This window comes from Corynebacterium otitidis ATCC 51513 (genome assembly GCF_000296405.1).
GTDB classification, from domain to species: domain Bacteria; phylum Actinomycetota; class Actinomycetes; order Mycobacteriales; family Mycobacteriaceae; genus Corynebacterium; species Corynebacterium otitidis.
Genome location: NZ_JH815192.1, coordinates 500,770 through 516,161, shown reverse-complemented (window position 1 = coordinate 516,161; position 15,392 = coordinate 500,770). Strand labels below are relative to the sequence as shown.

Genomic DNA, 15,392 nt, shown 5'->3' with positions numbered 1-15,392 from the left:
GCTCGGCGCCCCTGGGCCGCGCCATCGGCCGCGGCCGCGCTTTCCGCACACCGCGCCAGGGCGCGGCCTGCCTAGCGGCCCGTGCCGGGCCGCGGGCAGAAGCCCAGCCGCGCGGAGCGCAGCGGGTCGGAGAGCTCCCTCGTGGAGCCGTCGACGATGCTCATGCCCAGCGCCTTACGCCCGGTGCCCGGCGCGGAGCGCTCCCAGCCGGGCTCCTCGCCGCGGGCGAAGCCGGCGATGATGTCGAGGATCGGGCCCGAGGCGGGGTGCTTGCCGAAGACGTGCGGTAGGTCCCCGCTGTGCTCCGCTGGGGTGTCGCCGTCGCCGAGCCACTCGAGCAGCCAGGAGCGGCCGGGCGCCTCCTCGAGGGTCTGGGCGGCCCAGCGGCGCACGAGCGCGTCGCTCGCGAGCTGCACCCAGCGCGCCTCCCGGTCGCGGTCGGGGAGCATGTCGAGGTACGAGCGGGCGGGCGGGTTGAGCGCGAAGGCCTTCGCGCCGGGGCGGAACAGCGGCCCGCCGAGGCGGTGGGAGTCGAGCCAGCGCATGGCGGGCAGGGTGTGGAACTCGTCGTGGGTGACGGTGACGAGCCGGGGCAGCTCGGCGAGGTCGCCGGGGTCGAAGGGCGCGGGCCCGACCGGCACGTCGAGGGGGTGGGTGAGCCGGTAGCGGCGGTAGCCGCGCTCAAAGGAGCCGCGGTTCTTCTCCCAGCGGCGGGTGAAGTGCTCCCTGGTGACGGGCACGCCCATGGCGGCGCGCAGCTTGCCCTTGCGCTTCTTCGCGGTGACGCGGGGGAACGCCGGGGAGATGGGGATGACGCGGCGCACCCCGGGCACGAGGTGGTCCCTTCTTGTCAGCCAGAGCACCGCGCCGCCGCCGGCGGACTGGCCCATAAGGGTGATGTTGGTGGGGTCCCCGCCGAAGGCCTCGATATTGCGGGCGAGCCAGTAGAGCCCGTTTCTCGCGTCGTCGGTGCCGCGGAAGTGCCACTCGGGGTCGTCGTGGAACTGGGCGAAGCCCTCGAGCTTGAGGCGGTAGCCGATAGAGGCGAGGATGACGCCGCGCTCGTTGTAGGCGGCGCCGTCGACGCGCTCGTCCTCGTGGCTGCCCTCCTCGTAGGAGCCGCCGTGGATATAGGCGACGACGGGCAGATCGTCGCCGGGGCGGGTGCCGCGCGGCACCCACAGGGTCAGCGCGGTGGCGTCCTTGTCGCCGGCGGTGCCGTCGTGGGCGGGCTTCGCCTCGGCGGGGCCGGTGTGGCGGGGGATCGTCTCGGAGGGGCGGAACGGTCCGGGGATCGTCGCGAACGGGATGGAGTGGAACACGGCGGACGCGTCGGTGACCTCGCCGGTGACGGCGATGGATGGCGCGTCGACCGTGACCGAGCCGGGGGCGGGCCGCCCTTTTGGCGGGGCGACGGGTTCGCGGTGGGCGCTGGGCTCGTGGTGCTCGCTTCCGCTGGTCATGGCCCCCGAGACTACTCGGCCGGTCGGCCCGGCGGCCGGGAGTCGCTAGACTGGCCCGGAGACCTATGGAAGACCTTTACGACTGGCTCGTGCAGCAGCTGACCTCCGCGCCGATGGTGGTGCAGGTGATCGTGCTGCTCGCGGTGGCGCTGCCGGCGTGCGCCGCGGCGGCGTGGCTGCTGCTCGCCGCGCTCGACGCGGCGGCCGGCTTCGCGGGGCGCGCCCGCGACCGGCGGGCGGCCAGCCGGAAGGCCGATCGGCGAGGGGAGGGCGCCCGTGGCTAACCCGGAGGAGCTGCGCAAGCGCGACAAGCGGCGGCCGAAGAACCGGCGCCGCTACCCGACGAGCTACGTCACGCAGGCGCTGTGGATCCTGCTCGCGGTGCTCGTCGTGCTCTGGCTGCTGAGCCTCGTCTTCTAGCCCCGCCGCCCCGCGCCCGTGCCGCGGGCGAATCTATGTGCTCGGGCCCGCCGCGGCGGCGTCGCGGCTGCGGCCGAGCTGCCGGCCGCGCACCCAGTAGGCCTGGCCGGCGAGCTTGTTCTTCTCCAGGCCGGCGCCGAGGAGCGCCTTCTTCGCGGCGCGGGTCGCCTTGGTCTCGGTGGCGACCCACGCCGTCCAGCCGCGCCAGTCGCCTGTGGAGAGCTCCGCGGCGAGGAGCCCCGGCCAGGCGGCCGGGTCGGGCGCGGGGACCCAGCGCGCCTCGCAGTCGGGCACCGCGGGCAGCGCCAGCTCCGCGTCGCCGTCGTGGAGTCCGAGCATGAGCGCCGTAATCGGCGCGGCGCTGCGCTCCCGGAGGCGGGGGATGAGCCCGCGCGCCGCCGGGTAGGACGCGGCGTCGCCGACGAGCAGGTGGCCTCGCGCGCCCGCGTAGTCGGGGTGCTTCGGCTCGCCGTAGCGCATGACGGGGATCCGGTCGCCGACCTCCGCGGCGGCGAACCACCCGGCCGCGGGGCCGAGCGGCTCGTGGATGACGGCGAGGAGGGTGAACTCGCCGCGCTCGAGGTCGGGCTCGGTAATGGTGTAGGCGCGCTGGTGCTGCTTGGAGGTCCCGGGCTTGGGGAACCACATCCGCAGGTACGCGTCGGGCTCGTCGGCCGCGAGGAGCACGCCCGGGGCACGCATCCGGAGCCGGCGCAGGTGGGGCGCGGCCCAACCGGTCTCGAGGACGGTGGCGGGCACCTCCTCGGCGTGGAGGAGCGAGGTGAGGACGAACCCCTGGAATCCGGTGGCCATGGCGGCGGCCTCCTTCCCCGGCCGGGCCGGGTTGATGAATAAATGGCGAGCGTTACCTTAGCAATTATCGCGCCCGGTCGGCCCCTGCGCGGCCGCGCCCGCCGCCCGGGCTTTTTCGTGCCTCGGCCCGGTGCCGCGCCGCGGCGCCGCGCGGACCCGTGCGGTGGGCGAACGCCGCGCCCGGGAGCCGCGGGCGCCGAGACGGGCGCGGATCCCGGCCTGCGGGAGGGAGGAAGTGGGATAGGCTTGGTCGCCAAGGAACGACCCGGCGCCCCCGCCGCGCGACGCGCGTCGCGCTCGCCGCGGGGCCTCACCCGGCGGGAGCGGGGCCGGCAGCGAACACGGAAAGCGAGTTAAGGCCATGGGACGCGTCGCGAGCACGCCCGCGGATTATCACGTCGAGGACAACGAGAGCTGCCTGACCGCGCTCATCGACCAGGTCAGGGCGCGGCCGAACGGCACGCTGTTTATCCGCCCGCAGGGCAACGACTGGGTGGAGGTCTCCGCGGAGGAGTTCTTGGGCGAGGTCTACGCCGTCGCGCGCGGGCTCATCGCGCTGGGCATCGAGAAGGGCGACCGGATCCTTCTTCTGTCCTCGACGCGCTACGAGTGGAGCCTGCTCGACTTCGCGATCTGGGCGGCCGGGGCGGTCTCCGTGCCGATCTATCCCTCGGCGTCGCTCAGCCAGATCGAGTTCATCGTCGACAACTCCGAGGCGGTGCTCGCCATTAGCGAGACCCAGGACAACACGGAGGTGCTCTCCACCTTCGCCGTCGACCCCAAGGAGGTCGAGGAGGGCTCGGAGCGCCGGCTGCGCCGCGTGCTGGAGATCAACTCCGGGGCGATCGCGCTGCTCAAGTCGGAGGGCGCGCGCAAGTCGGACGCCGACGTCGACGCCCGCATCGACGCCACCGACGCCCACGAGCTTGCCTCGCTGGTCTACACCTCGGGCACGAGCGGGCGGGCCAAGGGCTGCCGGCTGACCCACTACGGCTGGCTCTCCCAGGTACGCGCGCTGGCCACCCACCCGATCGGCGCGATCGCCAGGCCCGGCACGACGGTTCTCACCTATCTGCCGCTCGCGCACGTGCTCGCCCGCGCGGTGGCGCTCGCCGTGACGATCTACGGGGCGACGCAGAGCCACTGGCCGGACACGAAGACCCTGCCGGTGGAGCTGCAGCGCGCGAAGCCGAACCTGCTGCTCGGCGTGCCGCGCGTCTTCGAGAAGGTGCGCAACGCCGCGGTCAAGCAGGCGAGCCGCCGCGGCGTGGTCGGCCGGCTGCTCTTCCATCGCGCGGAGCGCGCCGCCATCGAGTACTCCAAGGCGCTCGACGAGAAGGAGGGCCCGAGCCGCGGCCAGGAGCTGCGCCGCCGCCTCTACGACAAGCCGATCTACCAGAAGATCCGCCAGGCGCTCGGCGGGAACGTCGCCTACTGCATCACCGGCGGCTCGCCGATGAGCCCCGACCTCATCCACTTCTTCCGCGGCCTCGGCGTGCCGGTCTACGAGGGCTACGGCCTCACCGAGACGACCGCCGCCGCGGCGGTGAACTTCGTCAACACCAAGGTCGGCACCGTGGGCCGCCCGGTCGGCGGGGTGAGCATCACCATCGGCGAGGACAACGAGATCCTCATCAAGGGCGACATCGTCTTCGAGGGCTACTGGAAGAACGAGGAGGCCTCCAAGGAAGCCTTCACCGAGGACGGCTGGTACCGCACCGGCGACCTCGGGACGCTCGACGAGGACGGCTACCTCACCATCACCGGACGGAAGAAGGACCTCATCGTCACCGCGGGCGGCAAGAACGTCTCGCCCGCCCCGCTCGAGGACATCGTGCGCTCCCACCCGCTCATCAGCCAGGCGATCGTCGTCGGGGAGGGCAAGCCCTTCGTCGGGGCCCTTATCACCCTCGACGAGGAGAACCTCGAGGGCTGGAAGGAGCGCAACGGCTTCTCCCAGGGCACCTCGATCCGGGAGCTCGCCGCGCAGCCCGCGCTGCGCGCGGAGATCCAGGACGCCATCAACAACGCCAACGCGAGCGTCTCGCACGCGGAGGGCATCAAGAAGTACCACATCCTCGGCCGGGAGCTCACCGAGGAGGAGGGCGAGCTCACCCCGACGTTCAAGGTGAAGCGCAACGTCGTCGCCGAGCACTTCCGCGCCCAGATCGAGGGCATCTACGGCTAGCGGCCCCGCCCCGGCGCGCCGCGCCGCCGGGGCCGGCGCGGTGGCCTAGAGTAGCGACCCGTCACCACGATCGCGGCGGCCGTCGTCACCGGCCCCGGGGGCGCGGGCGGGCGGCGGACCCGCCGGCGTCCGGCCGCGTCCCGGCGCAACGGTTGGAAAGGAGCGGCTGGATTCCCATGCATCGCGCGGCGGCCTCACTGCGGCACTGGGAGCTCACCCAGGAGCTCTTCGACATCGGCGACGAGGTCGCGGGCTACGTGGAGAACCTCGCGGAGGCGACGCGCGACTTCGACGGGGAGCTCGCCGCCGAGTGCCTCACCGAGTTCGACGAGATCGTCGACGAGGCGCGCTCGGACGCGCGGGCGGTCGTCGGCGAGCTCGCCGGCCTGCGCCAGGCGCTCACCACCGGGGTGGGCGCGGGCGAGCTCGACGCCGCGCCCGACGGGCCCCGGCCCGCCGCTCCCGCGCGCCTCGACGCGGAGGACCTACTCGAGCGCCACCCGGTGGCGGACTCGCCGATCGTCGTCGCGGAGCTCTCCCGCGCGCTCGAGGAGCGCACCGCCTCCACCGTCTCCTACCTCGGCGAGGTCGTCGACTACGTGCTCGCCGCCACGGAGCGCGGCGCCAGGGACCTGGGTTCGCTGTCGCTGCCGCACCTCTACCGCGACGTCAAGGAGCGGGTGCACGCCGCCGCGGAGGGCTGGCGCGCCACCGTGATCGCCGAGCACCCGGCGTTCGCCTCGTCGATGCGGGGCAACCACCCGCCGGCCTTCCTCGAGGAGCGCGCCCGCGTCGAGGCGGTCGCAGCGAGAGTCAACGCCAGGCGTAAGGCGCAGCGCAACTCCGGGGCGGCGAGCTAGCCCGCCTCGGGCCGGGCACTTTCGCCCCGCGCGGGCCGGGCGCTTTCGGGCGCGAAGGCTAGAGGGCTAGCCTGAGGGGCGACAATGGATTCCTCTTCTTCCGCCACGAGCCCGATCCCCGGCGCCGCGCGGCCGGATACTCCGTTCGGGGTGTATCTCCACGTGCCGTTCTGCGCGACGCGCTGCGGGTACTGCGACTTCAACACCTACACCCCCGGCGAGCTCGGCTCCGCGGCCTCCCAGGGCAGCTTCCTCGACGCCATCGAGATCGAGCTCGAGCTCGCCGCCGAGAAACTCGCCGAGAGCGGCGACCGGCGCCAGGCCGAGACGGTGTTCGTCGGCGGCGGGACGCCCTCGCTGCTCGGCGCGACGGGTCTTAACCGGCTGCTCGACGCGGTGCGTAACACCGTCGGGCTCGTCGACGGCGCGGAGGTCACCACCGAGTCGAACCCCGAGTCCACCGACCCCGAGTTCTTCGAGGGCATCCGTGAGGCGGGCTATACCCGCGTGTCGCTGGGCATGCAGTCCGCGGCGCGCCACGTGCTCGCCGTCCTCGAGCGGCGCCACACCCCGGGCCGCGCCGTCGCCGCGGCCAAGGAGGCGGCCGCCGCGGGCTTCGAGCACGTCAACCTCGACCTGATCTACGGCACCCCGGGCGAGCGCGACGAGGACGTGCGCGCCAGCGTCGACGCCGCGCTCGAGGCGGGCGTCGACCACGTCTCCGCCTACTCCCTCATCGTCGAGCGCGGCACCGCCATGGGCCGCAAGGTGCGCCGCGGGGAGCTCCCCGAGCCGGACGAGGACCGGCTCGCCGACCGCTACGAGATCATCGACTCGAAGCTCCGCGCCGCGGGGCTCGAGTGGTACGAGGTCTCCAACTGGGCCAGGCCCGGCGGGGAGTGCCGGCACAACGAGATCTACTGGGTCGACGGCGACTGGTGGGGCGCGGGCCCCGGCGCCCACTCGCACCTCGGCGACCGGCGGTTTTACAACGCCAAGCACCCGGCCCGCTACGCGACAACCCTCTCCGGCCGGGAGCTGCCCATCGCCGGCGGGGAGACCCTGGGCGAGCGGGAGCACCACACCGAGCGGGTCATGCTGGGCCTCCGGATGCGCTCGGGCATCCCGGAGGACCGGCTCAACGAGCAAGGCCGCGCCGCCGCGGAGCGGTTCGTTCGCCGCGGGCTGCTCCACCGGCCCGAGCCCGGGCGGCTCGCGGTGACGGACGCCGGCCGGCTCCTCGCCGACGGGATCGTCACCGACCTGCTGCTCGCCGAGGAGGGCGACCCCGCGGCCGCGCTCTAAGAAGCCCCGCGCCGGCGGGCCGTTCCGGCGCGAGAGGTTTCGCCTCGCTTTCGCCGGGAGGGGCGCCGGGCGCTACTAAGATGGGGGAGAGACACCGCGCGGCGGCCGCGCCGCCCGAGAGCCGGGCGGCGGGCCCCGCGACGGCCCGCGCCGGCGGAGGCCGGGGCGGCGGGCCTTGGGCCACAACGTCCACAACGAAGGGGGGTGGCGGAGTTGACGAGCGCGACGGACAAGCGGCGCCAGGACGTGCTGTGCGCGATCGTGACCGACTACATCGACTCCCGGGAGCCGGTGGGCTCGAAGCGGCTCGTCGAGCGCCACGGGCTGGGCGTGTCCTCGGCGACGGTGCGCAACGACATGGCCGTCCTCGAGTCGGAGGGCCTCATCGAGCAGGAGCACGCGAGCTCCGGGCGGATCCCCACGGAGAAGGGCTACCGCAGCTTCGTCGACACCATCCAGGACGTCAAGCCCATGAGCCCCTCGGAGCGGCGAGCGATCGAGCGCTTCCTCGCCGAGGGCGTGGACCTGCAGGACCTGCTGCGCCGCGCCGTGCAGCTTCTTAGCCACCTCACCCACCAGGTCGCGATGGTGCAGCTGCCCAACCTCGAGACGACCCTCATCAAGCACTGCGAGGTCGTCTCCCTCGCCCCGGAGCGCCTCCTCTTGGTGCTCATCACGGACACCGGGCGCGTCGACCAGCGCAACGTGCAGCTCGACAGGCCCTTAGACGAGGCGCTCGTCGCGAGGCTGCGCGACCTCATCAACTCGGTGATGGTGGGCACGACGACGAGCCGCGCGGTCGCCACGCTCGGCACGCTCGTCGAGGGCGACCAGGGCGAGCTCGGCGAGCTCGCCGAGCCGCTCCGGCGGGTGACCGCGGTGCTGCGCGACACGCTCGTCGACGAGTCCAACGAGCGGCTCATCCTCGCGGGCATGGGCAACGCCTCGCGGATGTCGCCGCGGCTCGGGGAGAACTCCCCGGTGCTGCTCGACCTGCTCGAGGAGCAGGTCGTCATGCTTAGGCTCCTGGCGAACGCGGCGCAGCCCGGCCACGTCAACGTCGTCATCGGCGAGGAGAACGACGCCGACGAGCTGCGCAGCGCCTCGGTCGTGACGACCGCCTACGGGCTCGGCGGCGGGGCGCTCGGCGGGCTCGGGGTCGTCGGCCCGATGTTCATGGACTACCCCAACACCATGTCCAAGGTGCGCATCGTCGCGCAGTACGTCTCGCGCTACCTCTCCGGCTAAAGCCCCGCCCGCCCGCCGCTGGTGAAAGCCGTTTTCGCTAGCGTCGGCCGGCAGCGAACGGATGGCGAAACCGGGCGCGGGGCTTATTAGACTGTCGACTCGGATCGCGCGCCGCCCCGCGCCCCGCCGCGCCCGGCGGGGCTGGCAGTAAGGAAGAATCACCGCTTCGGGCGGCGCCCCGGCCGCCCGACGCCGCGCTGCCTCGGGCGGCCGGGCGAACGAGGTTGAGGTTTTCCGACTGAAGTAGGGGACGGGTTCTAGTTTCGTGGCTCGGGATTATTACGGCATCCTCGGCGTCGACAAGGACGCCAGCGAGCAGGAGATCAAGAAGGCCTACCGCAAGCTCGCGCGCAAGTACCACCCGGACGTCAACCCCTCCGAGGAGGCGGCCGACAAGTTCCGGGAGATCTCCGACGCGCACGAGGTGCTCTCCGACCCGGAGAAGCGCCGCATCGTCGACATGGGCGGCGACCCGCTCGACCCGCGCGGCGGGCAGCCCGGTGGCGCCGGGGGCTTTAGCGGCTTCGGCTCCGGGGGCCTCGGGGACATCTTCGAGACGTTCTTCGGCGGCGGCGCCGGCGGCGGGGGCCCGCGCTCGCGTACCCAGCCCGGCAACGACGCGCTGCTGCGCCTGACGATCAGCCTGAAAGAGGCGTTCACCGGTGTGCGGCGCGACGTCACCGTCGACACGGCCGTGCGCTGCGAGCACTGCGACGGCACCGGCTCCGAGTCGAAGTCGGATCCCACGACGTGTCCCCAGTGCCACGGCAGCGGGCAGGTCGAGGAGATGCAGCGCTCCCTGCTCGGCAACGTCGTCACCCGGCGGCCCTGCCCGACCTGCCAGGGCTTCGGCACCCGCATCGAGGACCCCTGCACCCGCTGCGACGGGGAGGGTCGCCACAAGAAGCGCCGCGACGTGCAGATCAACGTGCCCGCCGGCATCGGCGACGGGATGCGCATCCGGCTCAACGGCGAGGGCGAGGTCGGCCGCGGCGGCGGCGAGCCCGGGGACCTCTACGTCGAGGTCTCCATCAAGCCGCACAAGGTCTTCACCCGCCAGGGCGACGACCTGCACCTGACCGTTAGGGTGCCGATGATCGACGCGGCGCTCGGCACGGAGCTCACCGTCGAGGACCTCGCCGGCGAGGAGCAGGCCGTCGCCGTCGCGGCCGGCACCCAGCCCGCCGAGGAGGTCACCCTGGAGGGCAAGGGGATGCCGAGGCTGCGCGGCTCCGGTCGGGGCGACATGATCGCGCACGTCGACGTGCACGTGCCCACCGACCTCGACGACAAGGCCCGCGACCTGTTGGAGAAGGTCCGCGACCACCGCAAGGACCGCTCCCGGGTCGACGCCGACGGCGACGGCGAGGAGTCGCTCTTCAGCCGCATCCGCCACCTCTTCCACCGCTAGGATCGCGGGCGACCCGCAGGGCCCCGACCGCCGAAGGAGAGCGCATGTCCCTTCCCGTGTTCCTCGCCGAGGGCGAGCCCCTCGAGCCGGGCGCGCTCGTCGCGCTTGCCGGCGCGGAGGGCCGCCACGCCGCGGGCGCCAAGCGGCTGCGCGTCGGCGAGGCCCTAGAGCTCGTCGACGGCCGCGGGCGGCGCGCCCGCTGCCGCGTCGAGGCCCTCGACGGGAAGCAGGGGCTCACAGCACTCGTCGAGGACGCCGTCGACGAGCCGGCACCGAGCCCTAGGGTGACGCTGGTCCAGGCGCTGCCCAAGCACGAGCGCTCCGAGCTCGCCGTGGATCTCGCCACCCAGGCCGGGGTCGGCGAGATCGTGCCCTGGCAGGCCGAGCGCTGCGTGGCGCGCTGGTCGGGGCCTAAGGCTAAGAAGGGCCGCGAGAAGTGGCTCGCCACCGCCCGGGAGGCCGCGAAGCAGTCGCGGCGCTCCTGGCTGCCCGGCGTCGCCGAGCCGCTCTCCACCGGGGAGCTGCAGGACCGCGTCGCCGAGGCCGCCGGGCGCGGGGCGGCGGTCTTCCTCCTCCACGAGGACGCCGACGCCCCGCTCACCCGCGCCGCCGGCGAGCCCCGCGGGGAGGCGTGGTTCCTCGTCGGCCCCGAGGGCGGCATCGGCGAGGACGAGGCCGCGGGGCTTATCGAGGCGGGCGCCAGGCCCGTGCGCCTGGGCCGCGAGGTGGTGCGCACCGCCGCCGCCGGCGTCGTCGCGATCAGCGCGCTGAGGGCGCTGTGGGACGCTTGGTAGGATCGGGCGCGTCACCTGGTAGGGCAAGACGCCGAAGCCGACACCAGACGAAGAAAGCAGGCGAGCGCTAACCAGTGCCCACAAGCAGTTCACCGGCCCCGGTGGTGGCCAGCACCGTGACCCTCGTGCCGCAGGTCGCCACGCAAGTCTGCGGGGTCAACGACGAGAACCTCACCGCGCTCGAGAAGCTCACCGGCTGCGATATCTTCGCCCGCGGCGCGAAGCTCCGCCTCACGGGCCCGGGCCCGAAGGTCCGCCACGCGAAGGGCGTGCTCGGGGAGCTCGAGTCGGCGGCGCGCCGCAGGCAGGCCGTCACCCCGGATACCGTCGCCCAGGCCGCGGGCATGCTCGCCGGCTCGGGCGAGGGCGCGACCGGCGGCGTCGCCGAGCAGGTCATCGCCGGCAAGGCCGGCAAGGAGATCCGGCCGAAGACCCAGGGCCAGCGCGAGTACCTCCGTGCCATCGACGAGGCGACGATCGTGCTCGGCATCGGCCCCGCCGGGACCGGCAAGACCTACCTCGCGATGGCGAAGGCCGTGCAGGCCCTAAAGAACCGCGAGGTCAGCCGCATCGTGCTTACCCGGCCCGCCGTCGAGGCCGGGGAGAAACTCGGCTTTTTACCCGGCACCCTGGATGAGAAGATCGACCCGTATTTGCGGCCCCTGTTCGACGCGCTGCACGACATGCTCGAGCCGAGCGCGATCCCCAAGCTCGTCGACTCCGGCGTCATCGAGGTCGCGCCGCTGGCCTACATGCGCGGTAGGACGCTCTCGGACGCGTTCATCATCCTCGACGAGGCGCAGAACACCACCGTCGAGCAGATGAAGATGTTCCTCACGCGGCTGGGCTTCGGCTCGACGATGGTCGTTACCGGCGACGACACGCAGGTCGACCTGCCCGGCGGCCGGCGCTCGGGCCTCGCCGACGCCCGCGAGGTGCTCGCCGGGGTCGAGGACGTCCACATCGCGGAGCTCGGCTCGGGCGACGTCGTGCGCCACGGGCTGGTCAGCCGCATCGTCGCCGCCTACGACGAGCGCGCCGCGCGCGACGGCGGGGAGGCAGAGCCCGCCGCCGGCGGGCGCTACCGCTGGTCGCGCGACAAGGGAGCCAAGGAGGAGCGATGAGCATCGAGATTCTCAACGAGTCGGGCTACCCGGACGTCAGCGAGGAGATGATCGCCGACGTCGCGTCGTACGCGCTCGAGCGGATGGACATCCACCCCGACGCGGAGCTCGCGATCACGCTGGTCGACCAGGACACGATCGCCGCGCTGCACGTCCAGTGGCTCGACCTCGAGGGCCCCACCGACGTCATGAGCTTCCCCATGGACGAGCTCAGCCCGGGGCTCGGCAACCCGCGCGACGAGCAGCCCGCCGGGGTGCTCGGCGACATCGTGCTCTGCCCGGCGTTCGCGCGCCGCCAGGCCGACGCCGCGGGCCACGGGCTCGGCCACGAGCTCGCGCTGCTGACCGTGCACGGCTGCCTCCACCTGCTCGGCTACGACCACGCCGAGCCCGCCGAGGAGCGCGAGATGTTCGCCCTGCAGAACGAGATCCTCGCCGACTGGTACGACGACCGGCGCGCCGCCGGGGTGAGCTTCCAGCCGAAGCCCACCGGGGAGCGCGCCTTCCCCAGCGCCGCGGACCGCGAGCGGCTCGACCGGGAGGTGCCCGGCGGCGGGATCCCGCCGATCGGGGAGCCCGCCCCCGGCCGAGGGGAGCAGTGAGCCCGCTTGCCACGGCCGCGTGCGTGGTCCTCGGCGGGGCCGTCGTCCTCATCTGCGAGCTCCTCGAGGCCGCACTCGGCGGGGTGTCGGGCGCACGCGTCGCGCAGATGGCCCACGAGGAGCGCCCCGGCGCGAAGCGGCTGAGCGCGCTTCTCGAGCGCCGCGCGGAGCACTTAAGCGCCCTCGTGCTCGCCCGCTGGCTCGGGCTCGCGGTCGCGGCCGGCGGCGCGGCGGCGGGCGCGGCAGCTCTCAACGCGTGGGCGATCGCCGCGGCGATCGCCGCGGTCGCGGTCGTGCTCTACGCGCTCGGCGCGGTGGCCTGCCGCACCGTGGGGCGCCGCTTCGCCTACCCGGTGGCGCTGCGCGCCGCGTTCTTCGGGCGGCCGTTCTTCGCCCTTACGGTTCCGGTCGCCCGCGCGCTCGTCGCGGCGGGCAACGCCGCGACACTTGGGCGGGGTTTCAAGTCCGGGCCGTTCGCCGGCGACGTCGAGCTGCGCGAGATGGTCGACCTCGCGACGAACCGCGGCGCGGTGGAGAACGACGAGCGCCGCATGCTCTTAAACGTCGTCGACCTGGGCGAGACGGTGGCGCGCGCGGCGATGGTGCCGCGCCCGGAGGTCGTGTGGATCGAGGCGGAGAAGGACGTGCGCCGGGCGCTGAGCCTGTGCATCCGCTCGGGCTTCTCGAGGCTGCCGGTCGTCGGCGACGGGCTCGACGACGTCGTGGGCATCGTGCACTTAAAGGAGCTCGTCGGCGCGGTCGTCGAGTGCCCGGGGCGCGCCGCGCGCGACGCGGCCGCGCTCCCGGTCACCGAGGTCATGGCCGAGCCGGTGTTCGTGCCCGACTCGAAGCCGCTCGACGAGCTGCTCCACGAGATGCAGGCGGGGCACAACCACATGGTCGTCGTCATCGACGAGTACGGCGGCGTGGCCGGGGTGCTCACCCTGGAGGACATCCTCGAGGACATCGTCGGGGAGATCGCCGACGAGCACGACGCCGGCGAGGAGGCCCCCGTCGAGCAGGTCGGCCCGCGCCGCTTCCGGGTCGTGGCACGCCTCGTGCTCGAGGACTTGATCGACGAGGTCGAGGACGCCATCGGCTACCGCATCGAGCTGCCCGCCGAGGTCGAGGAGCAGGTCGACACCGTCGCCGGGCTTATGGGCTACGGGCTGGGCAAGGTGCCGCTGCCGGGCACCAACGTGGACATCGCGGGGCTGAAGCTCCGCGCGGAGGGCGGCACCGACCGGCGCGGCCAGGTGCGCACCCGCCACGTCGTCGTCGACGTGCCCGCCGAGCCCGGGGAGGGCTCGGAGACCTAGCGCGGCGCCCCCGCCCCAGTCCTGGAAACCTTGCCCACCTGGGCCGCCGCGGCTATCGTTGCCCCCGTTACCGTGTTACCACTGTGGTTAAAGTGACTGCAGTGATATCTGGGAGGGATGGAGCGATCACCATGAAGCATTCGCCGTCAACCCGGGCGCGGCTCGGCGGCGCCGGGCGCGCCGTCGTCGTCGCGGGCTCCGCGGCGGCGCTCGCCGTGGCGGGCGTCGCGGTGGCCACCGCCGACGACGTCGACGACCACATCATCGTCTACGAGCCGACCCGCCAGGACGCCGACCCGGACGCCTCCGGTGTGCAGTCGAAGGCCCCGGCGATCTACAACAACGACGCCGAGCAGGTCGACGACGTCGAGACGACCTACGCGCTCGGCGAGGACGCCCCGAAGGGCGCCGAGATCGACGAGGAGACCGGCGTGGTCACCCTGCCGGAGCTCCCCGAGGAGGGCGCGACCACCGTGCCGGTGTCGATCTCCTTCGGCGACGGCTCCACCGCGGGCACCGAGGCCGTCTTCGCGGCCGAAGACTACATCGGCGAGAACGAGGTCTCGCTCGCCGATGCCGCCTCCCGGGTCATCGACGCGCTCGGCGGGGAGAAGGCCATCGGCTTCGGCATCGAGCACCTCAACGAGGCGCTCACCGAGGCCGGCATCGAGGAGCCGACCTTCCGCGACGTGCTCAACGCGCTCGCCGAGGCGGTCGACAACGAGGAGGCCGCCGCCGCGCTCAAGGATCTCGCCGGCGCGGAGAGCGACCCGACCCTGAGCGAGGTGCTCGCCGCGCTCGAGGGCATCGACATCGAGCCCGTCGCCGACGACGACAAGGACAAGAACGAGGACAAGGACGCCGTCGACTCCTTCGGCAGCCCGGTCTACGAGACGGTCATGCACGACCAGGACAAGGACGCCGAGGGCATCCAGTCCGGCAAGCCCGTCTTCGTCGACGAGGAGGGCGAGGAGGCCAAGACCCCGGGCGACGTGAAGTTCGCGCTCGGCGACGACGCGCCCGAGGGCGCGACCATCGACGAGGAGACCGGCGTCGTCACCGTCCCCGAGGACGCGCTCGAGGGCGTCACCCTCAACGTCCCGGTGGTCGTCACCTCCGGCGAGGACGAGGGCTACGAGGCGAAGGCCTCGGTGCGGTTCTCCGCGAGCCTCACCGGCGAGGCCGCCGACGGCTTCGCCGTGCGCTACCCGATCGTCGACGTCGACAACGACGACGAGGCCGAGGGCATCCAGTCGGCCACGCCCGTCTTCCTCGAGGGCGAGGACGAGCAGCCCGTCGCCCCGAGCGACGAGCCCGAGGCGACCTACGCGCTCGGCGAGGACGCCCCCGAGGGCTCCTCGGTCGACGAGGAGACCGGCGTCGTCACCCTCCCGGAGGAGGCCCTCGAGGCCGGCGAGGACGTCGAGGTCCCCGTCGTCGTCACCTTCGCCGACGGCTCCCAGCTCACGACCAAGGTGACCTTCTCCGCCAACCAGGGCGAGAAGACCGAGGACGAGGAGGAATCCGAGAAGGGCGAGGAGTCCGGCAAGGACGTCAAGCCCGAGAAGGGCGAGGGCTCCGAGGAGGGCGCCGCCGGCGGCGCTACGAACGGCGGCGGGAAGTCCGGCTCCGCGGCCGGCGGCCCGATCGCAGACGCCCAGGCCCCGGTCCAGGCGACCCAGGGTGCGCGCGGCCAGCAGCCCGCGGGCCTGGCCAACACCGGCGTCAACAGCGCGCTGAGCGCGCTGGGCCTCGGCGTGGCCGCCGCGCTCGTGGGCCTCGGCGCCGTCGCCGCGGCGCGGCTGCGCTGGTAGAAGCGCGCGCCTAGGCGCCCGAGCCGATGAC

Annotated in this window: 14 protein-coding genes; 12 read left to right on the top strand and 2 right to left on the bottom strand. The window is 73.3% G+C overall.

All coding sequences use genetic code 11. The features are described from left to right. Positions 1–71: 71 nt before the first annotated feature. Entirely contained in the window at positions 72–1,463 is a 1,392-nt protein-coding gene (locus HMPREF9719_RS02265) for a carboxylesterase family protein (protein ID WP_004600347.1), read from the bottom strand. A gap of 65 nt (positions 1,464–1,528) precedes the next feature. On the opposite strand from HMPREF9719_RS02265, the gene HMPREF9719_RS02260 reads away from it, so the two are divergent. Beyond that, positions 1,529–1,747, top strand: a complete 219-nt coding sequence (locus HMPREF9719_RS02260; protein WP_004600346.1) for a hypothetical protein — start codon at positions 1,529–1,531, stop codon at positions 1,745–1,747. After that, complete coding sequence (locus HMPREF9719_RS09585; protein ID WP_004600345.1) at positions 1,740–1,883, top strand: hypothetical protein; 144 nt, start codon at positions 1,740–1,742, stop codon at positions 1,881–1,883. Before HMPREF9719_RS02260 ends, HMPREF9719_RS09585 begins: the two co-directional genes overlap by 8 nt. Before the next feature lie 33 nt (positions 1,884–1,916). Here HMPREF9719_RS09585 and HMPREF9719_RS09300 read toward each other — a convergent pair whose 3' ends face one another. Further along, positions 1,917–2,696 (bottom strand): siderophore-interacting protein, encoded by a 780-nt coding sequence (locus HMPREF9719_RS09300; RefSeq protein WP_004600344.1) that lies wholly within the window; start codon positions 2,694–2,696, stop codon positions 1,917–1,919. Between the two features lie 361 nt (positions 2,697–3,057). Between HMPREF9719_RS09300 and HMPREF9719_RS02245 the strand changes: the two genes are divergently transcribed. The 10 genes from HMPREF9719_RS02245 (at position 3,058) to HMPREF9719_RS09295 (ending at position 15,361) form a co-directional block, all read left to right on the top strand. After that, positions 3,058–4,884, top strand: coding sequence for an AMP-dependent synthetase/ligase (locus HMPREF9719_RS02245; RefSeq protein WP_004600343.1), 1,827 nt, complete (start codon positions 3,058–3,060; stop codon positions 4,882–4,884). Positions 4,885–5,060: 176 nt separating this feature from the next. Further along, complete coding sequence (locus tag HMPREF9719_RS02240) at positions 5,061–5,744, top strand: hypothetical protein (protein WP_004600342.1); 684 nt, start codon at positions 5,061–5,063, stop codon at positions 5,742–5,744. An 84-nt stretch (positions 5,745–5,828) separates the two neighbouring features. Next, a complete protein-coding gene (gene hemW / locus HMPREF9719_RS02235) occupies positions 5,829–7,049 on the top strand; it encodes a radical SAM family heme chaperone HemW (protein ID WP_004600341.1) in 1,221 nt (406 codons plus the stop codon). Between the two features lie 213 nt (positions 7,050–7,262). Then, complete coding sequence (gene hrcA / locus HMPREF9719_RS02230) at positions 7,263–8,297, top strand: heat-inducible transcriptional repressor HrcA (protein ID WP_004600340.1); 1,035 nt, start codon at positions 7,263–7,265, stop codon at positions 8,295–8,297. 265 nt (positions 8,298–8,562) lie between these two features. Next, positions 8,563–9,708, top strand: coding sequence for a molecular chaperone DnaJ (gene dnaJ / locus HMPREF9719_RS02225; RefSeq protein WP_004600339.1), 1,146 nt, complete (start codon positions 8,563–8,565; stop codon positions 9,706–9,708). Positions 9,709–9,752: 44 nt separating this feature from the next. Beyond that, positions 9,753–10,502, top strand: a complete 750-nt coding sequence (locus HMPREF9719_RS02220) for a 16S rRNA (uracil(1498)-N(3))-methyltransferase (protein ID WP_004600338.1) — start codon at positions 9,753–9,755, stop codon at positions 10,500–10,502. Positions 10,503–10,618: 116 nt separating this feature from the next. After that, positions 10,619–11,626 carry a PhoH family protein gene (locus HMPREF9719_RS02215; RefSeq protein ID WP_004600337.1) on the top strand — a complete coding sequence of 336 codons (1,008 nt, stop codon included), beginning with the start codon at positions 10,619–10,621 and terminating at the stop codon, positions 11,624–11,626. Next, positions 11,623–12,228 carry an rRNA maturation RNase YbeY gene (gene ybeY, locus HMPREF9719_RS02210; protein ID WP_004600336.1) on the top strand — a complete coding sequence of 202 codons (606 nt, stop codon included), beginning with the start codon at positions 11,623–11,625 and terminating at the stop codon, positions 12,226–12,228. The genes HMPREF9719_RS02215 and ybeY overlap by 4 nt, the downstream gene beginning before the upstream one ends. Then, complete coding sequence (locus tag HMPREF9719_RS02205) at positions 12,225–13,547, top strand: hemolysin family protein (RefSeq protein ID WP_004600335.1); 1,323 nt, start codon at positions 12,225–12,227, stop codon at positions 13,545–13,547. The genes ybeY and HMPREF9719_RS02205 overlap by 4 nt, the downstream gene beginning before the upstream one ends. A gap of 131 nt (positions 13,548–13,678) precedes the next feature. Next, on the top strand, positions 13,679–15,361 hold the full coding sequence (locus HMPREF9719_RS09295) for a Rib/alpha-like domain-containing protein (RefSeq protein ID WP_004600334.1): 1,683 nt from the start codon (positions 13,679–13,681) through the stop codon (positions 15,359–15,361). The last annotated feature ends 31 nt before the right edge of the window (positions 15,362–15,392 follow it).